Annotated in this window: 12 protein-coding genes; 3 read left to right on the forward strand and 9 right to left on the reverse strand. The window is 74.2% G+C overall.

All coding sequences use genetic code 11. The features are described from left to right. From BCD48_RS33000 to BCD48_RS33015, 4 genes are all read right to left on the reverse strand, one after another. The coding region (locus BCD48_RS33000; protein ID WP_131804145.1) for an Hsp70 family protein at positions 1–846 on the reverse strand (846 nt) is incomplete at its 3' end. A gap of 250 nt (positions 847–1,096) precedes the next feature. Continuing rightward, positions 1,097–3,952, reverse strand: coding sequence for a WD40 repeat domain-containing serine/threonine protein kinase (locus BCD48_RS33005; protein ID WP_349308065.1), 2,856 nt, complete (start codon positions 3,950–3,952; stop codon positions 1,097–1,099). Between the two features lie 281 nt (positions 3,953–4,233). Continuing rightward, positions 4,234–5,316: a hemolysin family protein gene (locus tag BCD48_RS33010; protein ID WP_071052311.1), complete on the reverse strand. Its 1,083-nt coding sequence runs from the start codon at positions 5,314–5,316 to the stop codon at positions 4,234–4,236. Beyond that, complete coding sequence (locus tag BCD48_RS33015; protein ID WP_071052312.1) at positions 5,313–6,956, reverse strand: CNNM domain-containing protein; 1,644 nt, start codon at positions 6,954–6,956, stop codon at positions 5,313–5,315. Before BCD48_RS33015 ends, BCD48_RS33010 begins: the two co-directional genes overlap by 4 nt. A 568-nt stretch (positions 6,957–7,524) precedes the next feature. Here BCD48_RS33015 and BCD48_RS33020 point away from each other — a divergent pair. Then, entirely contained in the window at positions 7,525–9,852 is a 2,328-nt protein-coding gene (locus BCD48_RS33020) for a glycosyltransferase (RefSeq protein ID WP_071052313.1), read from the forward strand. 685 nt (positions 9,853–10,537) lie between these two features. Beyond that, on the forward strand, positions 10,538–12,073 hold the full coding sequence (locus BCD48_RS33030; RefSeq protein ID WP_071052315.1) for an NAD(P)/FAD-dependent oxidoreductase: 1,536 nt from the start codon (positions 10,538–10,540) through the stop codon (positions 12,071–12,073). A 120-nt stretch (positions 12,074–12,193) separates the two neighbouring features. Here BCD48_RS33030 and BCD48_RS33035 read toward each other — a convergent pair whose 3' ends face one another. The 3 genes from BCD48_RS33035 to BCD48_RS33045 form a co-directional block, all read right to left on the reverse strand. After that, the gene (locus tag BCD48_RS33035) at positions 12,194–13,156 is read right to left on the reverse strand and encodes an acyl-CoA thioesterase (RefSeq protein WP_071052316.1); all 963 of its coding nucleotides are present in this window, start codon (positions 13,154–13,156) and stop codon (positions 12,194–12,196) included. Positions 13,157–13,331: 175 nt separating this feature from the next. Continuing rightward, the gene (locus BCD48_RS33040) at positions 13,332–14,534 is read right to left on the reverse strand and encodes a tetratricopeptide repeat-containing protein (protein ID WP_071052317.1); all 1,203 of its coding nucleotides are present in this window, start codon (positions 14,532–14,534) and stop codon (positions 13,332–13,334) included. After that, complete coding sequence (locus BCD48_RS33045; RefSeq protein WP_071052318.1) at positions 14,531–15,526, reverse strand: hypothetical protein; 996 nt, start codon at positions 15,524–15,526, stop codon at positions 14,531–14,533. Before BCD48_RS33045 ends, BCD48_RS33040 begins: the two co-directional genes overlap by 4 nt. Before the next feature lie 343 nt (positions 15,527–15,869). On the opposite strand from BCD48_RS33045, the gene BCD48_RS33050 reads away from it, so the two are divergent. Further along, on the forward strand, positions 15,870–16,880 hold the full coding sequence (locus BCD48_RS33050) for a hypothetical protein (protein ID WP_071052357.1): 1,011 nt from the start codon (positions 15,870–15,872) through the stop codon (positions 16,878–16,880). Between the two features lie 131 nt (positions 16,881–17,011). Here BCD48_RS33050 and BCD48_RS51660 read toward each other — a convergent pair whose 3' ends face one another. Both BCD48_RS51660 and BCD48_RS33055 read right to left on the reverse strand, forming a co-directional pair. Continuing rightward, the gene (locus tag BCD48_RS51660) at positions 17,012–17,185 is read right to left on the reverse strand and encodes a hypothetical protein (protein ID WP_157910596.1); all 174 of its coding nucleotides are present in this window, start codon (positions 17,183–17,185) and stop codon (positions 17,012–17,014) included. 636 nt (positions 17,186–17,821) lie between these two features. After that, positions 17,822–19,321: a PP2C family protein-serine/threonine phosphatase gene (locus BCD48_RS33055; RefSeq protein WP_071052319.1), complete on the reverse strand. Its 1,500-nt coding sequence runs from the start codon at positions 19,319–19,321 to the stop codon at positions 17,822–17,824. Positions 19,322–19,492 lie beyond the last annotated feature (171 nt).

Here is a 19,492-nt window from a genome sequence, read left to right on the forward strand (position 1 = left end):
CTCCACCTCCTCGCGGCGCAGCGTCACCCAGGCGAACACGCCGGGCAGGGTCACCGGGACGGAGGCCTCGTCGTCGGCGGCCAGCGTCTCCTTGGCGGCGACGACCTCGTGGCGCAGCCGGCCGAGAGCGGTGACCGTCGCCGGGTCGGACCGGTCCAGCCCCGCCGCGGCCGGGCCGGCGGCGGACAGCACGTGCTCGAGCAGGAGCGTGTCCAGGTCGACGCCGCCGGTGTGGGCGAGCCCGGTCGGCGAGCCGACGACCTCGGCGCCGTAGTCGGTGACGGACAGCACCGCCGTCTCGCACGTGCCCGCGCCGAAGTCGTAGACGGCGACCAGGTCGGTGGACCGGCCAGGCGTCCTGCTCGCGGCGCGTCGCGCCAGCACGGCGCCGCGAGCCTCCGCCGCCGGCGCCGCGGACACCCGGATGTCGCGCACGTTGAGCCGTTCCAGCGCCTCGCTGAACAACTCCCGGCGCCGCGCGTTCCAGCTCGTCGGAAACGTGACGACAACCTGGTCGGGATCCGACCCGCGTGTCTCCGCCGCCACCGTGATGACCCGTTCCAGGAAACGGGTGACCAGCCCCTCCGGCGCATATGCGCCGCCACCGATCATGATGGGGGAGGAGTCGCCGACGCGGCGCGCGAATCCTTCTGTCGCGCGCGCCGGATCGGTCAGTGCGCGCCGTGAGGCGGCGCGGCCGAACGAGAGCGTTCCGGTCGGCGGGAAATAGAGCACCGTCGGTATGGACGGGCCGCCCGCGACCGTGAGGACCTGTGGCCAGTCTCCGTCCGAAATGGCGACGACGGTGTTGGCTGTGCCGATGTCGATGCCGAGCTGGTAGCCCATGGCTATCCCCTGTGCTTCCTGCCGCCTCACGCCGAGGCCGCGGTCATGGCGGCCCCGGCAGTGTTCCCCGGTTGGCTGTTCTGATGGTGAGTCAACACGATCGAGTGCTTTCGGCGGTGGCCGGCCGTTTCCGACGGCTGGCCGCCGTCTGCTGTCCTGGAGATTTCCCCCTACCGCGTGCCCGCCGCCCTTCGGCGTCAGGCCCGCCGTTCCGCCGTTTCCGCCCTGTCCGTCGTTCAGCCATCAGCCATCAGCCGGTGCAGGGATCCTGGTAGGCCAGGCCCTTGATGAGGCTGGCCCACTCGGTGGCGCTGATCCGGTTCGCCGGGTTTCCGCAGGCGACCGTCACGAGCCGGGCCGGGTCGGTCGAGCCGAGGGTCACCTCGCCGGCCGAGGCGGCCGGCGCGCTGAGCAGCCACTTCCCGCCGCCGTCGGCGGCCACGTCGCGGAGTACCGCATGGCTGTCGAGCGACACGGGTGTCGGGCTGGGCGACCCGGCGCCGAGATCCCAGCCGAGCAACGCGCCACCCGAGTCCGTGCTCGCGACCAGGGTCCTCCCAACCGGTACGACGTCGAGGACGCGGGACTGGTGCCCGCGCCATTCCTGGCCCACAGACTTCGGGTTCGCCAGGTCCGTGATGTCCCACAGCCGTACGGTCGCGTCATCGTTTCCGGTGACCAGGTGCTTGCCATCAGGCAGGAACGCGACCGCGTTGACCTGGCCCGCCACTCCCGACGTCTGGCCACGCTCGGCCGGGTTCTTCGGATCCCTGATGTCCAGGAGGCTGACCGTGCCGCCCGCCCCCGCGATCGCCAGGGTGCGCCCGTCGGGGCTGAGCGCGATGTCGGTCGTCAGCCCGGTGCTTCGCCACGACCGCAGGAAACGCGGGTTGGCCGGGTCGCTGACGTCCCACAGGCCGGTCACCTGGCTCAGGTCTGTCGTCGCGAGTAGCTTGCCGTCGCCCGAGAGCGCCAGCCGCGCCACCTGGCCCACCTCGTCAGGGGGGACCTGGGCGAGAGGCCTGGGCGCGCGCGGGTCGGTCAGCTCCCAGAGGTGGCCGGCCTCGCCACCTGTCACCAGGCCGCCGGCGGGCAGGAATCGCGGGCCGAGGGCGGTCGGCCCGGCGCCGACGCTGGACGTTGTGACGTCGGCGACCTGCGTCGGGCTGCCCGGGTTCGACAGGTCCCACAGCCGCAGGTGACCGGCGTCATCGGTCGCGGCGGCGAGCCTGCCGTCGGCGGAGAGCGTGTCGCCGGTGTAGGCCGCGGCGGATCCCGGCAAGGTGGCCCAGGAGTCCGCGGTGAACGAGGCGACCATCGCCGCCGAGGCGGCCTCGGTCGGCGCGATCCGGTAGGCGGCAAGGCTGAGCCGTTTCGCCCTGGCCGGGTCGCCTGCCCGGGCGGCGGCGGCCTGTTGGGCAAGACTGGTGGAAAGCTCGGCTCGGTTCGCCGCGGAGCCGCCGCCGTTCGCGATCGCCAGCGGGATGGTGACGGCCGCGACCGCTAGTACCGCGAGCCCCGCGATGACAAGAAGCGCCTTGCGCCGGCCCGGACGCCGGCTGGCGTAGTCGTGACCCTCGTCGGGCTGGCCGCCGGCCACTCCCGCGCCACCGGTCAGCGAGGTCGGCGGCGCCTGGCGGCTGACCGTCGGCGCGGGCCCGTCGCCCGAGCCGGGCCGGTCGCCCGAGCCGACTTCCGGGCCCCGGCTGGCGACGGGCGCCGGCGACCGGGGCGTACGCGGCGGGCCACCCGACGTGGGCGCGGCGGGCGGCTGGGATCGCGGAGCACCGGGGCCGCGCGACGGCGGGCTCACCGGACCGCCCGACCGGGCGGCCGGGCCGGCCGCTCCCGGGCGGGCCGCTCCTGGCGGCCCGGGCAGCGGCGAGGCGGGTGTCGCTGTCCGGCCAGGCGTAGCCGTCGGGCCAGGCGTAGCTGTCGGAGCAGGCGCCGACGATGCCCGGGACGTGGTCGCGGGCGGCCTGGACGTCGTCGCCGGCGGCGGAGGGGTGAGCAGGCCGGTCGCGGCGCCGGCCGATCCCGACTGCGGCGTCGCTCCCGGCGTGGCGGTCACGGGCGGCTCCTCGGCTCCCGGCCCCCGGCCCCCGCGGCTGAACAGGTGGCCGCGGCGCCGCCGCGAGCCTTCGCCCGCGTCGCCGCCCGCTTCCCGGCCCGAGGCCGGCGCCCCCGCCTGGCCGGCAGCCGAGGCGGCGGTGCCCGGCACAAGATCGCCGCCGCTCATCAGCGCGGCGCGCAGCGCCTCGGCCGTCGGGCGCCGTTCCGGCTCCTTCTGCAGGGCGGCGTCAACGAGCGGCGCGAGCTCGGCGGGAACACCGTCGATGTTCGCGGGCTCGTAGAGGATCCGGTAGAGCAACGCCTCGATCCGGCCCTCGCCGAACGGCGCCCGGCCGGTCGCGGCGAAGATTGTGATGGCGCCCCAGGCGAAGATGTCCGCCGCGGAGGTCACCGGGGAGTCCAGGATCTGCTCGGGCGCCATGTAGCCAGGAGTGCCGATCGCGTGCCGCGCGGTGCGGCTGAACTCGCCGGACCCCTCGAAGTCACGCGCCAGGCCGAAGTCGATCACCTTTGGCCCGACCGGGGAGAGCAGCACGTTCGCCGGCGTGAGATCGCGGTGCACGATGCCGGCGGCATGGATGGCCGAGAGCGCGGTCGCGACCGACAGCGCCAGCTGTTCCAGGTCGGCCGGGCGCATCGGGCCCCGCCGGGCGACCATCTTCGACAGCGTCGGGCCTTCGACGTACTCCGTCACCAGGTAGGGATTCGGCCCGTCGGGGTCGGCGTCCAGCACGGCGGCGGTGGTGAACCGTCGGACCCGGCGGGCGCTTTCCGCCTCGCGCCGAAACCGGCCGCGGAACTCCGGCGCCTCGGCCAGCTCTGGTTTGATGACCTTGATGGCGACGGGAGTACCCTCGGGGGACCGGCCGAGGAAGACGGTTCCCATGCCTCCCTGGCCCAGGCGGCCGATGATCTCGTACGGGCCCAGTCGCCGAGGGTCGGCGGCGCTTAGAGGGGTTGGGGCGTTCCCGGACACCGGGGGTGGAGTCGATCCCGCCACCGGATTGCCTCCCGCCTGGACGCAGCGTCGCACTAGTCGTGTCGTCGGTGACGACGCCGACGTGCGACGACGCTCCCCCCCCAGCCTGGAAAGGCAGCCCCTGGATTGGGGTGTCCGACCTCGGTGGTTGTGCCGCCGACCTTCCCGGCACTGGTCGACACGCTACGCTGTGTCGAACCTGGCGAGTACCGCGATCGCACTGGGAACCGGCCGGTTGACGGCCATCCGACACCTCCGTGGTGGCGGGTGGGCGGCCCCGCCCGGCCGAGGTGACGCGGCGGTTCTGGTCAGCGGCTACCGGTGGTCGAGGGCCGTCACGCCGTGCGCTGAGACGCCGGCGCCGCCATCGATCGGACCGGCCGTCCGGCGGCCTCGTCGCGGATCTCGCCGACGAGCTCCTCCAGGATGTCCTCCAGCGCGACCAGGCCGAGTGACTCGCCGTGCTCGTCGGTCACCTGGCCCAGGTGCGCGCCCGAGCGCTGCATGGTCGCCAGGGCGTGGCGCAGCGTCGCGTCCGCCGGCACGTGGACGAGCGGGCGCAGCCATTTGGCCGCGACCGGTGAGGCCCGCCGGTCCGGCCTGGTCTCGAGAATGTCCTTCAGATGCAGGTAGCCGATGAGGCGGCCGGTGAAGTCGAGCACCGGGAACCGGGTGTAGCCGGTGCTCGCCGCGAGGTCCTCGATCTCCCGTGGCGTGACGGTCATCGGCACCGTGACCAGGCCCTCCCGGGGGAGCAGCACGTCGCGGGCGGTCCGCTCGTCGAACGCCAGCGCGCCGCTGACCAGGTCGTGCTCGTCCTCCTGGAGCAGCCCCTCCCGGTGCGACTCGTCGACGAGCCCGGCCACCTCGTCGCGGGTGAACACGCTCGCGATCTCGTCCTTCGGCTCGATCCCGGCAAGCCGCAGGCTGGCGTTAGCGACCCAGTTCAGGGCGTAGATCACCGGGCGCAGCAGCCAGACGAAGCCGGCGAGCGGGGGGGTGAGCACGAGCGCCGCCCGGTCCGGCCCGGCGAGCGCGATGTTCTTCGGCACCATCTCGCCGATCACCACGTGCAGGAAGGTGACCAGCGCGAGCGCGAACACGAACGCGACCGGGTGGACGGCCGCGCCTGGGATCCCCACCGCGTCGAACGGGTGCGCGATCAGGTGCGCGATCGTCGGCTCGGCGAGCGCGCCGAGGCCGAGGGTGCAGACCGTGACACCGAGCTGGGAGCCGGCGAGCATGATCGAGACACGCTCCATCGCCCGCAGCGTGATCCTGGCGGACCACGACCCGGCGGCCGCGCGCGGCTCGATCGTGGTCCGCCGCGCCGAGATGAGGGCGAACTCCGACCCGACGAACAGCGCGTTGCCGAGCAGGAGAAGCACGGTCAGCGCCAGCTTGAGCAGGTCGTTCATCGACGCCCCTCCGCCGTCGCGGTGTGGCCGCGCCGGCTGTGGGCGCGCGGCGGGTGCGTGGGTGGCAGCGCCCGGCGCGGGTCCACCACCGTGTCACCCTCGGTGAGGCCGTCGCCGTCGCCGTCACCCGGCCTGGCCTGTTCCCTGGAGCCGGCCTGGCCCGCCGGATCGGCGGGATCGACAGGATCGGCGGAACCGGGACGGCCGTCGTCGCCGTCGTCCGGGCGCGGCTCGCCGGCCGGACGGGCGCCGCCTCGCCTGCGTTCCGCGCGGCCCGGGTCGGCCGTCTCGCCCTCGCGGTCCGCGCGGAAAGCGCGGTCCGCGTGGTCCCGGTGGGAGTGGCCGCCGGCCGGTGGCTCGAGGCGGACGCGGTCGACGCGGCGGCCGTCCATCCGCTCCACGGTGTAGCGGACGCCGGCGGTCTCGACCGTGTCCCCGGCAGCCGGGATGCGCCCGAGCGCGGCCGCCATCAGCCCGCCGAGCGTCTGGTAGGCGTCGTCCGTCGGCACCGGCACTCCGGTCAGCTCCTCGGCCTCCTCCGGGCGCAGCAGGCCGGACAGCGCCCAGCTGCCGTCGCGGTGACGGACCGCTCGTGGGCTCACCCGGTCGTGCTCGTCGACGACGTCGCCGACGATCTCCTCGATCAGGTCCTCGGCGGTGACCAGGCCGTCGGTGCCGCCGAACTCGTCGACGACGATCGCCATCTGCAGGCCGCCGGCGCGCAGCTGCTCCAGCAGCGGCTCCAGCGGCATGCCCGATGTGACGGTGACGGCGGGGGCCATCACGGACCGGACGGGCGTGATCGTCCGGGCGTCCTCCGGCACGGCCACCGCGTGCTTGATGTGGACCAGGCCGACGACGTCGTCGCTGTCCTCGCCCAGCACGGGGAAGCGGGAGTGCCCGGTGCGCCTGGTCAGCGCGATCACCGCGGAGACCGGCTCGTCGGCGCTGATCGAGCGCATCCGCACCCGTGGGGTCATCACGTCCTGCGCCGTGCGGTCGCCGAACAGCAGCGAGCGCTGCACGAGCGTCGCGGTCTCCCTCGGCAGCGCGCCGTGCTCGGCCGACCGGCCGACCAGCGAGAACAGCTCCTGGGCCGAGCGGGCCGAGGCGAGCTCTTCGCGAGGGGTGATCCCGAGCCGGCTCAGCAGCAGGTTCGCCGCCCCGTTGAGAAACCTGATCACCGGGTGGGTGGCCCTGGTGAAGCCGCGTTGGAAGCGCTGGGTCGCCTTCGCCGTGCCCAGCGGGCGCGCGAGCGCCACGTTTTTCGGCACCAGCTCGCCGAAGACCATCGTCAGCGCGGTGGCGATGACCAGCGCCAGCGTCACCGACAGCGTGCCCGCCAGCTTCTCGGACGCGCCGAGCGTGGCGAGCGGGCTGTCGAGGAGCTCCGCGATGGCCGGCTGGGCGAGGTAGCCGATGCCGAGGTTGGTCAGCGTGATGCCGAGCTGGGCGCCGGAGAGCTGGGTCGACAGGGTGCGCAGCGCGGTCAGGGTGCCGCGGGCGGTGCGGTCGCCGCGCTGCGCGGCGCGCTCGACGCTCGACCGGTCGACCGTGACGAGCGCGAACTCGGCGGCCACGAACAGCCCGCAGCCAGCGAGCAGCAGAACGCCGAGAGCGAGAAGGAGCGCCTGGATCAAGGCTCGACCTCCGCGGGCGCTCCCATACGCGAGGGTCGGTTCGGACTACAGCCGGTATCGCCGGAGCCGCTCATGATCCCTTCCGTCGTCGGGGGTCCGGAAACGTCTCCCGGACGGACCTCGTGGGCCTCCAGGACGGCACCCGTAGGTGGTTCCCCAGCCGGCCCGCCGAAGCGGGCGGCCGGCGCCGGCGCGGGAAGGCCCACGTGTGCCACGCCGGCCGGCGGCCAGGCACCCGGCCGCCCGTACGGATGTCTCCGTTACCGGGTGTTTCCGGGCCTGGCCGTCGGTACCTGCTCTAGGTACCCAGCTGACGTGGTGCGATGCGGCGCCCGGCCCGGGCGCGCCTCGCGGGTCCATACCCGATCGTAAGTGGTCCGGCGACTCTTGGGGATCCCTCGTGTCGTCCTGGCGGCCCGTGCCGTCTTCCGCTGTCCTTTGTCGCTGTCCTTTGTCGCTGTCCTTTGCCGCCAAGGCACGAGGTCCACCGCCCGGGTAGGGCACGTCGATCTCGCGGAATGTTACTGTCTGCAACTGAGGTGTAACTGATTGTTCGGAAGGGGTGGGCATGGCTGGCCAAGGTGCAGATCGCGATGCCGCTCGCCGCGCTGCCGCCCGCCGCGCGAGGGCCCAGGCCGCCATTCCCACACCGCGCGACGGGGAGCCGGACGCGGCCGGCGGAGCCGCCCCGTCGACCGCCAAGGCCACCAGGACCCTCAAATACCTCAAGCCAGCCAAGCTCACGGAACTCGCCGAGGATGTCGAGTCCGGCGGTCCCGCCGGGCCTGTCGAGCCCGTCAAGCCCAAGTCCGTCAAGCCCAGGAATGCCGCCGGGCCAGCCAAGGCGGCCGGGCCCTCGGCGGCCGCGCCGCCGACGGTTCCCGCCGGGATCGAGGTGGCGCGGCCGGCGGTGCCGGCCGCACCCGCGGCGCGGGCCGCCGTGCCTGGCAGGAGCGACAGGCGGTCGGGCCCCGGGACACGGACGACCGGCGAGCGACGCGGGCAAGGCGAGCCGCCGGACTCGACCCTGCCGGTCGACCGGTCGCCGGCGTCGGCCGTGCGGGCGGGCTGGCACCTGGCACCGGGCGGGCTGGACCTCGCGGCGGCGGTGCCCGCGGCCGCGGGCGGCGTGGTCGTCCTCGCCGGCGTGGCCTACCTGGGGTGGCGGGCCGGCCACCTCGGCGGCACCGGGCTCACGGGCGCGGTGTGCTTCGTCGCGGAGGTGGCTGTCTACCTGGCGCTGGCCGTGCTGGCCGTGCATGCCGCCCGGGTGAACCGGCGCTTCGTCCGCCGCGCGCCCGGACCGGCCGGATCGCTGGACGTGCTCGTCGTGGCGCGGGGGGAGCCGCTCGCCGAGGTCGACCACGCCCTGCGCTCGGCCCGCGACCTCGCCTACCCGCACCGGACCTACCTGGTCGCCGACTCCCGGGTCGACGGCGCCGCGCCGCTCGAGGCACTCGCCGAGCGGCTCGACGTCACCTGCCTGTGGCGCGCCGACGGGCCGACGGGCCGGCCAGGACTGCTCAACATGGCACTCGCCCGCACCGGCGGTGACGCGGTCCTGCTGCTCGACGCGGGCGACGTCCTCACCCCGAACGCCGCCCACCAGATGCTTGGCTACCTGCGCGACCCGCACGTCGGGCTGGTCGTCCCAGGGTGGCGGGCCGCCGCCCACCCCGGCCCTCTGCCGGACAGGTCCGAGCCGGCGCTGGCGCGCCTGCTCGCCGCCGCGAGGGACCGCGACGGCGCCGCCGCCGGCGCCGGCAGCGGCACTCTCTACCGCCGGGCCGCGCTCGAGACCGTCGACGGGTTCAGTGAGCGCGGCGGCACGGAGGAGCCCCGCACCTCCTACGAGCTGCACGCGGCCGGCTGGGCGAGCGTCCACGATCCGGCCGTCCTGGTCGCCCGCGCCACCCGGCCGCCGGCGACGGCCGCCCGGCTCCTGGTCGTCCGGGCCGTCGACCGGCTGCGCATCCTGCTGTTCGACAACCCGCTGCGCAAACCCGGCCTCGATCGCCGGCAGCGGGCGCACTACCTGTGGGACGCAGCGGCGCCGCTGCTGGCCGCCGCGCAGGCCGGGGTATGGCTCGGCCCGGCGCTGGTGGTCCTCGGCGGCGGCCGGCTCGCGGCCGGCGCCGGCGCGGTTGGCTGGCTCGGCTTCGGGCTGCCCTACCTGGCCGCCGCCGCGCTGTTCGGCCTCGCGGTGACCAGCACCGGCGGCACCGGCGCGAAGGGCACCGCGGTGGCGCTCGCGGGCTGGCTGGCCTCGATTCCTCTTTCGCTGCTGGCCGTGGCCCGAGTCGCCCTCCTCGGCGGCCGGACGGGCGCCGGCACCGCCCCGGACGTAGCGCCGTCCGTCCTGCGCCGCGCTCCCGCGTCGCCCGCGTCGCCCGCGTCGCCCGCGTCGCCCGCGTCAACGACAGCATCAGCGTCGTCGAAGGCGTCGGTGTCGGTGTCCTCGACCAGCGCGGCGACGGTGCCCGTGCCCGCGGCCGGGCGCGCGGCGATCGCCACCAGGGTCCCCTCGACCGGGCCGACGGGCGCGGGGAAGGGCCGGATCCCCGCGCCGCGCCCGTTCGGGTGGGTCTCCCGGTTGCGGTGGGCCGAGTGGCGTGAGGCGGTGGCGCGGCTGGCCTCGGAGGCATGGACGCCGCTGCTGCCCGTGCCATGCGCCGCCGCCGTGCTCGCCGTCGTGGTCGTCACCGCCGGGGTGCGGCCGGAACGCGCTGTGCTGGGCGTGGTCATGTGGGCGGCCGCGGTCCTGCTCGCCATCGCGAAGCCCGTGGCCGCGGGCTGCGGGATCCCCTGGGCCACCCCGAACGACCGCCGCCGCCTGCACGCCACCATCGCGGCGGTGGCGCTCCTCGCGGTGTTCGTCACCCTCGTCTTCGGCTGAGGCGCACCGCGGCGGGACAGGCCGGTGTGAGTCGTCGGCCGGGCCCCAGGGGGATGCTTTCGCCACGGTGGGCGGCGACCGGACGACAGTGGCCTTCGTCACCCACAGCGCCGGGGAGGCCAGGTATCTCGGTACTCGGGTGATGGCCTTCAACGCCAGGCCCGGGCGCGTCGTCTTCGACGAACACGGCGGTTTTGGCGCGCGGCGTGACCGGGAACACCTCCGCTCGGAACGGAATTCATCACATTCCGTGACCGTGTTCAGCGGGTGATCCAGGTCAGCCGCCGGCGGCTGACCTGCTGCGCGGGCGGCGCCGGCCGCGTGACCGGTCCCGTGTGCCGGCGGCATTCGTTCGTCGACAGTGCGTGGCGGGGCGGACCCGTGCGTTTCGCCGTTCTGTCGGCCGGTTACAGTGTGCGCGAAGCGGATAACCCCATCCGCTTCTCTCCCCCAGTCCCCGCGATCCCTGGAACTCGAAGCGGAGTCAACGATGCGTGAGCGGCTCGCCCTCTCCGGGGCGATACGCCCCCACCGCTGGCATGCTGCGCACGCCGCGAGGGACACTGCCGTCGGTTCCGATACGCTGAGTGACCATTGGTGGGTCTCTCCGGCGCGCGCGGGTGCACCGGCGGCGCGACCTGCGTCGTCGCCCTCGTCATACACCCCAAGGAACGGCTGAGTCTTGATGTCGGAAAACGTAGACGTCGTCGTCATCGGCGCCGGACCGGCGGGCCTCACCGCCTCCTACGAGCTGCACCGGTACGGGATCCCCTCGACCATCCTCGAGGCCGACACCCAAGTGGGTGGCATCTCCCGCACCGTTGAGCGTGACGGCTGGCGGTTCGACATCGGTGGCCACCGGTTCTTCTCGAAGGTCCAACGAGTCGAGGACTTCTGGCACGAGATCCTGCCGCAGGAGGATTTCCTGCTGCGGCCGCGCAAGAGCCGGATCTTCTACCAGGGCAAGTACTACGACTACCCGATCAAGGCCGTGAACGCGCTGCAGAACCTCGGCCCCAAGGAGGCCGCGATCTGCATCGCGTCCTACCTGCGTGCCCGGGTCAGCCCGCCGAAGGACCAGACGGACTACGAGAGCTGGCTGGTCGCCCGCTTCGGCTGGCGGCTCTACCGGACGTTCTTCAAGACCTACACCGAGAAGGTCTGGGGCGTCCCGGTCAGCGAGATGCCGGCCGACTGGGCCGCGCAGCGCATCAAGAGCCTCAACCTCGGCAACGCGATCCTCAACGCGGTCAAGCCGAAGACGAACCAGAAAGAGATCACCTCCCTCATCGAGGAGTTCGAGTACCCGAAGTACGGCCCCGGGATGATGTGGGAGGTCTGCCGCGAGAAGGTCGTCGCCCAGGGCTCCAAGGTCGTCCTGGAGACCAAGGTGACCAAGATCCGGCATGAGAACGGCAAGGCCTACGAGGTCGTCGCCGAGCACGTCGACGGTGGCGCGGAGGTCCTCCCGGCGACCGAGCTCATCTCCTCGATGCCGATCTCCCAGCTGATCGAGATCATGGATCCGCCGGTGCCGCCGCGAGTGCTCAAGGCCGCGCAGGACCTGCGCTTCCGCGACTTCCTCACGGTCGCCCTCGTCGTGCCGTCCAGCGCCGTCTCCTGGACGGACAACTGGATCTACATCCACGACTCGAGCGTCCGCACCATGCGGATCCAGAACTTCGCGTCCTGGTCGCCGTACCTGGTGAAGGACGGCCGCAACGTCCTCGGCCTCGAGTACACGGTGTTCGAGAACGACGCCGACTGGACGGCCAGCGACGAGAAGCTGATCGAGCAGGGCAAGCAGGAGCTCGACCGGCTCGGCCTGGTCAAGTACCGCGACGTCGAGGCGGGCTACGTCGTGCGCCAGCCGAAGGCGTACCCGATCTACGACGAGCACTACCAGGCGAACGTCGACGTGATCCGCGGCTGGCTGACCGACTACGCCAGCAACGTGCACCCGGTCGGCCGCAACGGCATGTTCCGCTACAACAACGCCGACCACTCGATGTACACCGCCATGCTGACGGTGGAGAACATCGCGAAGGGCACGGACCACGACGTCTGGTCGGTCAACGTCGAGGAGGAGTACCACGAGCAGAAGGCCTCCTCGTCCGATGCTCCGAAGCCGGCGGGCTCGCACGGCACCGGGCGCGACGCCCCGGTCCTGTCCCGCAAGGTCCTCGACGCCGCCCGTTCCCGTGTCAGCGGCTCGCGTTAGCAGGTAGCCAGCAGGCAGTACGCCTCGGCCCCGGCACGCACCGCGTGCCGGGGCCGTCGCCGTTCTGGCCCAGGGCAGTCAGCCGGGGTCGGGGTGGCCGTCAGCCGGAGCCAGCTGTCGTCAGCCGGAGTGGCGGCGGGCGGGGCGGACCAGGGCCTCCTGGACGACGGTGGCGACGAGGGTGCCGGCCGCGTCGAAGAACTCACCGACGGCCAGCCCCCTGGCGCTCGCCGCGGTCGGGCTCTCCTGGTCGAACAGCAGCCACTCGTCGGCCCGGAACGGGCGGTGGAACCAGACCGCGTGGTCGAGCGAGGTCAGCTGCATGCCATGGCCCACCCCGCCGTGCGGGCTCAGGATGGAGTGCGACAGCGTCAGGTCCGACATGTAGACCAGTGCGCAGGCGTGCGTGTGCTGGTCGTCCGGCAGCTTCTCGGTCACCCGCAGCCAGGCGCGCATCCGGGCCGGCGCCGGCTGTGAGCCGCCGATGGGCGTAACGGCCCGCTCGCCTGCCTCGCCAGTCGCCGCGGGCTGGTCCGCCGGTGAGACGACCCGCACCTCGAAGCCGCGCCGAGCCCAGGCGTTGCGCCGCTCGTCGGCCCACTCCTTGGTGTCGTCCGGCGGGGCGTAGGCATCTGCCTGCTCGGAGCTGCTCGGCGCCCGGCCGTCGAACAGCGGGTGGCCGTCCGGGGGCGGCGGGACGCGCGGCGCCGGGCGCTGATGGTCGACCGGGCTGTCCTCGTGGCGGTGGAACGACGCGGAAAGGACGAAGATCGCCTCGTCGTGCTGGACGGCGGTGATCCGCCGGGTGGTGAACGACTTCCCGTCGCGGATCCGCTCGACGTGGTAGTCGATCGGGCGGGTGGTGTCGCCGCCGCGGATGAAGTAGCTGTGCAGCGAGTGCACCGGCCGGTCCGGGTCGACGGTCGACGTCGCCGCCACCAGAGCATGCGCCGCGACCTGGCCGCCGAACGCCCGCAGCGGCGCGCCCTCGTGGCTGAGCCCGCGGAACAGGTCCGGCTCGGGCTGCTCGAGCGTCAGCAGGTCCAGGAAGGAGCCGGCCCCGTCGGTAACCGCCGTGCCCACATCGACCTCCGCGCTGTCTGTCCCACGGCCTCCGGCCGTGCGGCGCCGCTCAGCGCCGCGGCCGTGATCCGGTGACCGCTCCCCGACGGTACCCGCCCGCCCGGCGCGCCGGCCTATGGTCATGGTCATAGCCGCCCGCGTCCGGCCTCGTGCTCGCCGGGCCGGACGGCCGCTCTCACCCGTCGGGTGGCTGCTCGGCCGCGAGCCGTCTGGCCTCGCGCTCGAAGTGCTCGGCCTCGGCGACGCGCTGGGCGCCCGCCGGATAGCGGGCCCGCCGCGCCTCGACGGCGGCCCTGGCCTGACGCAGGGCGTCGTCGAGGCTGTCGCCCTCCTCGCTGAGGACGGCCGCCAGCAGCGCCCTCGCCAGCAGCAGCTCGGGCCAGCCGGGGTCGAGGTTCGCGCCGACGCGGCGGTTGGTCGCCAGCACATAGCGGATCTCCGCGGCCGCCCGGGACGGCTCGCCGGCGAGCAGCAGCGCGTGCGCGTGCACCAGCTGGGTGCGCAGCGTCGCGTCCGACGTCGCGCCGAACCGCTCCTGGCGCGCCGTCAGCACCGCCGCGGCCACCACGCGCCCCTCCTCGATGAGCTCGTCGCGCGGGCGCGCCAGGTCGTCCTCGGACACCGGGGGATAGCGGTCGTGCTCGGACCTCCAGGCGTCCGGGTCGACCGGCTCGGAGCCGGGTCCGGGGATCGCGGCGGAGCCGTCAGCGGGGCCAAGGGCTGGAGGGCCCGCGTCGTGCCCGGGTGGGTCCGCCCGCTCGGCGACCTTGAGGAGCGTCTGGGCGAGGATCAGCTGCGCGATCCAGGTGAACGAGTGATCCGCTCCCCAGACGGCGTGGCGGACCGTCACCTCCTCGCGCGCGATCTGGCAGGCGCGGCGCAGGTCGTCGCGCCCGCCACGGTCACGCAGCGCAATGGCGAGGTTGGCGTGCGCCGTGCTGGTGCGGTCCGCCTTCGCGCCGAGGATCGCCAGGCGACGCCGCCACTCGACCTCGTAGGTCTGCGCGGCCGTGTCCAGGTCGGCCGGGCCGCCGGACAGCCGGGCGTACCGGGCGTGCAGCGCCTTGATGCCCATCAGCGTGGTGTCGTGCCGGTCGAGCGCGAGTTCGGCGCGGGCGTGCAGCTGCGCCCAGACCCGCGCGGACTCGGCCACCGACCGGGTGCGGCTGTACAGCTCCTCGGCGTGGTACTCGACCAGCAGCGCGAGCGTGCTCGTGGCACCGAGCACGCGGCGGACCTCCTCGTACAGCCCGACGAGCGGCCGCGGGTCGGCGGTCGCGTCGGTGTATGTCAGCACCGTCTGGGTTCGGCCGCGCAGCCGGCGCTCCAGCTCGTCGTCGCGCTCCGGCTCACCGGCCGGCGGCGGGGACGGCGTCATCGCCCCTCCCCGTCGGCCCGCTCGCCCGGACCATCCTGTTCGTCATCGCCCGGTGGTCCTGGCGGTAGGCCCTCGGGCCCTGGCGGGTCGGGCGGGCCTGGCCGTGCCAGCTGGTCGAGGACCGCGCGCAGCCGGGGGGCGAGCTCGTCGGACATCCGGTGCCGCTCCTCGGCGGGCAGCCCCGGCAGCAGGTGCTCCAGCTGGGTCAGCAGGTCGACGGCGTCGGTGGTGATCTTCTCGGAGTGGGCCGGGGCCCGGGTGACCAGCGCCGCGAGGCGGCGGTGCACCGCGCCGAGCACGAAGCCGGGTCCTATTCCGCTCGCGCCGAGCGCGGTGCGCGCCACGGTCGTCAGCAGGCAGGTGACCTCGGCGAGCCGTGCGTCGCCGCCCGAACCGTCACCGTCCGGCCCGGTGGGGCGCTCACCCCCGGGGCCGGCGAGCGTGAGCAGATCCTCGACCGCGGCCAGCGGTGGGGCGAACCCGGACACGATCGCCAGCGGGCGCGAGTACACCGCCCAGTCCGCCACGACCCGCACGAGGCTCGCCGCGGCGAGCCAGCGGTCGACGACCGCCAGGTCGTCGAGCGCCTCCAGCCAGCCTTCGCGGTGGGGCCAGTAGCTCCACACCTTCGTCTCCGTCACCAGCAGGTCGAGCACGCGCTCCCCGTGGCGCCGTTCGTACAGGCGCGCCGCCGCCGTCGCTCGCAGCGTGCCCGCGAGCGACCCCGGGCTTCTCGGGCTCACCAGGTAGTACAGGGTCGAAGGCCGGCGCTGCCCCGCCGCGGCGGCCAGCGCGTCGCGCGCCAGGCCGTCGATCGACCCGTCGCTGGCGTCGAGAAACTCCACCAGCGTCTCGTAGTACCTGATCCTCGTCTGCCAGTTCAGCCGCTGCAGCGTCCCGCCGGTCTCCCGCCGCGCGGGATCGGGCCGGAAACGCGCGGCCCTATACCACCGGGCCACCGCGGTGCCCTCAAGTTCCGCCGTCAGTCGCACGATGGTTCCCCCGTCAGTCCCACCATGGCCCCATGTCACCGGTCAGCGTGCGGACAATGACGCCCGCGGTCGTCGGCGCAACCGGGCACGCAATGTTTGTCATGCCCCAGATAATGCGCATATATGCCAAAACCTGGACGGACGGACGTGCGATGACGGACAGCCGCGCAGGCCGCCCGCCGTACGTGCGCGGTGACGGGCGGAAAGTCAGCATAATGAAACCCGGCCAATGGCGGGCGCGACGTCGGCGGACGCACGCCGTGGCCGTCGGCGGCCGCCTTCCCGCAGGCCCCCGGGCCTGGCCCACACGGCGGGTCCGGCCGTGCGTCCGTCAGAGATGACCATGAACGGTACTGATCTCGCGGCCATGCACGCTGAGCTGCGCTCGCTCGCTCGCGGGCGTGGCCTGCGGTCCGCGAACCTCGACGCCAGGACCGGGCCATTGCTGCGCCGCTATGCCGCCCTCGGTGACCTGTCCGGCGGCCCGTTGCGGTCCCGGATGGTGAGCTGGCTCGGTGAGTGGCTGGGGGCACTTCCGGAGGATCTGCGCCTGGTCGCCGGCGTGTCCCTCGGGGTGGACCCGCGAGCCGGCCACCGGCTGCTGACGGAGCGGCTCAGCTGGCTCGCCGTCGAGTTCGAGCGGGATCCGCGTACCTTGCGCCGCCGCGGCCAGGAGGCCTTCCGGCTGCTGGCGGAGATGATTATCGCCGGCGGCGGCCAGAACGGTGGCGGCCAGGTGCGCGGCGGGCAGGAGGCGCGCCGCCGGGAGGCGGCCGCGGCGCCGGACCCGGCCGGCGGGACGGCCGGCTGGTACGTGGAGCGGGTGTGGGCGCTGATGCGGCTCGACGCGCCCACGCCCGAGCTGCTGGAGTCGAGGCGGATCGTCGCCGTCGAGGACGGGCTGAGAGAGGTGGCCCTGTCGATGAGCCTGCCTCGCCCGCCCGACGCGCCTCCGAGCCCTCGCGACCTCGGCGTGGACGTGATGTTCGGCGGCCGGATCGTCCGGGTCGACCGGCGGGGCGACACGCTCTTCTCCCCGGTGCTGCGGCTGCCTCACCCACTGGGCGCCGAGGAGCGGCACGAGTTCGGGTGCGTGTGGCGGGTGCCGCCGGGGCAGCCGATGGTGCCGCACTACGCGATGAACCCGACGATCCGCTGCGACGCGCTGGACCTGCGGGTACGGTTCCCCGAAGGCGCCGAGCCCAAGGTGCATCGCCTGGACGGCCTGCCGCTGCGCGCGGTCGAGGATCTCGCCATCGATCTTCCGGTCGTGCCGCTGGACGGGGCGGGGGAGGTGTCGGCGCGCTTCGGCCACCTCGGCCTCGGCCTGAGCTACGGCCTGCGCTGGACCTGAACGCCGTCCACCCAGGTGCCCCCCGCCCCCCGCCGCCGCCCGGCGAGCCCGGGTGGGCTCGCCAGACGGCCCGCGCGGTGACCGGCAGCGCCGACGTGTCGTTCCGCGCGGGCCGTGTCCGCGGGCCGGCGTCAGGAGGCCCGCGCCCGTCCCACGCCGGTCTGGTTCGCGTTCTTCGGCTCCTCGTTCTCGCCGCCGCTGCCGCTGCCGTCACAGCCGGCCCCGCCGCCGGCGGTGCTGACGCTGGCCGTGCCGATGCTGGCGGTCTCGGCGGTTCTCCCTGCTCCGCGCATGCTGCTGCCCATCTCATCTCCCCCGTTCGCGTGCCCGGCCGGCTGTCGCGCCGGCCGGCCCGCCGCGAGCGACGGACCACGGCCGACGCCTCCCCGTACCAGGCGTCGACCGCCCCGCGCCGCGGCGTTCTCCGAAGATCCGTCGGTATGGATCTCGCCCCACCGGCGGATCTGCCGGAAGGGATCCGGAGACCCCGGCGGCGACGGCGAAGCCGTGCGGCCGGGGCACCCGGCTGACTGGTCGTGGTGACCAGAATGCGCCCTTGGCATCGAGATGCGTGAGACAGAAATTGGACAACTCGCCACGGAAGTTGACAACTTGCCTCGGCGGGTCGCCCGGATGACGGCGACTCATCTCGACTGGACAAAAGCCGGCCACATTTCGGACAAGGTGTGTCCTGGGTGGACCGGATTAGACAAGCCGCCATGCCCGCCCGTCGCGGCGGGCCGGCCGGCTCGCTCTACCGGTTGCTCGGTTCCATCGCATCCCCCGATCGGTTGGCGCCATCTCCGCCGTCTCCGGCGACGCCAGTAGACCAGTCCCGCATGCCGCGGAAATGGTCGAAATACGGGGAGCGGTCAGATTCGTCCCGGGCCGTCGGCCCCGGCCGGCGGCCGGTCAGCGCGCCTGAGCCAGTACGCGTCCGGTCAGCAGATCCGGGCGGCCAGGAGGCAGGCGTCGCCGTCTTGCCGGGAGCCCGCCGCGGGCTCCCGGCCCTGGGGCGGACGGCCGCCGGACAGCTCGGCGAGCAGCGCGTCGCAGGCGGCTGTGAGCGGCGGGCCGCTGGCACCCCCCAGGTGCCCGGCACCGTTCGCGCCGGCATCCGCCAGGCGGGTGGCGAACGCCCTGGAAACGGCGGCCGCGAGAGCGTCGAGGCGCTCGGCCAGCGGCGTACCCGACCCGTCGACCAGGCCGGCCGAGTAGAAGAGGACGGTCGCGCCGACCGGCATCGTGACAGTGCTCTGCGCGTATTCGGTGCCGGCCCGCGTATCCAGGCCCCCGCCGACGCTGACACCGGGGCCGGCGCCCGGCACGGCGCCGAGCAGCGGGCCGTGCATGTCGCCGAGGAACGACACCGCGCCGTCGGGGCCGACGAGCACCGGCGGCGGATGGCCGGCGTTGCACCAGGTCAGGTGCCCGGTCGGGACGTCGAGCCGGGCCGTCACGGCCGAGGTGATCGCGCGGTGGCCGCCCGCGAACAGCACGTCCGCCAGCCGGGTGGTGATCTCGGACGGCGGCAGGTCGAGCAGGGCATAGGCGCGGGTCGCGTGGCACAGCTCGGCCATGAGCGCGGCGGCGCCGGGGCCATGCCCGCCGACGTCGCCGACGTCGAGGACGGCGGTGTCCGCCGAGAACGCCGTGACGTCGTACCAGTCCCCGCCGACGCGTTCGGGATCGCTCGCCGCCGCCCGCCGGGCGGCCAAGTCCAGGCCAGGCAGGACCGGGAGCCGCCTGGGCGGCAGGGACTCCCACACCGACCGCGCCGCGGCCAGCGCCACCGTGTGCTCACCCGCGGCGGACGGCGCCGGGAAGACTGCCGACAAGTCGGCATCGCCAGGCGTGGCCGCGGCCGTCCTGGGCGGAGACGGCGCGGCCGAGCCAGGCGCGCCGTCCGGGTGGTGGGCGCGGGCGTCGGCGGCGGCGGCGGCGAGCGCGCCGGGCAGCTCGTGTGCCACCGCCGCCGAGACGGTCTGGGCGAGGGCCTGCTCCAGCGCGGAGGCCAGCCCGCCCGCCATCATCTCGGTGAACGACTCGTTGATCGACTCGGTGAGCGTGTCCGTGAGCGACTCCGCCACCGCCTCACCCAGCGCCGCCGCGATGATCGCGTCCACCACGGCGCCGGAGGCTCCGACCGCCGCGCCGGTTCCGCCCGCCATGCCGCTGCCGCTCGCCGTGGCGGGATCGGTCGGCGCGGCGGCGGTCGCCCGGCCTGGCCCGCCCCCGCCCGCGGCCGAGGTGGCGCCCGCCGCCGCGGCGGCCGCCCGCTTGCCGGCCTTCTTGCCGATCTTGCCGGCGTGCTTGCCGCCGTGCCTGGCGCCGCGCGGCTTCTTCGCCGGGCCGGGCGGCGTCGCCGCCGGCCAGTCCAGGTCCGCGTTCGGGCCTCCATGGCCGGCCTTATGGGCGTTCTTGGTCGCTGCTCGTCCCACTGCCCACTCCGGTTAAGTCGGTTTCCCGCCGACTGCCGGGATACCCGGCCCGTCCGGAGAAAACCGCGCCGCCCAGACCGGGGCGCCCCGCGCCGGGGCGTGATCGTGAGCTCCGCCCCGATCTCTCGCGGCGACGGGATTAGTTCGGGGCGCGGGCGCGATACTTCAGGC

The sequence above is a fragment of the Pseudofrankia coriaricola genome, assembly GCF_001854805.1.
Lineage (GTDB): Bacteria > Actinomycetota > Actinomycetes > Frankiales > Frankiaceae > Pseudofrankia.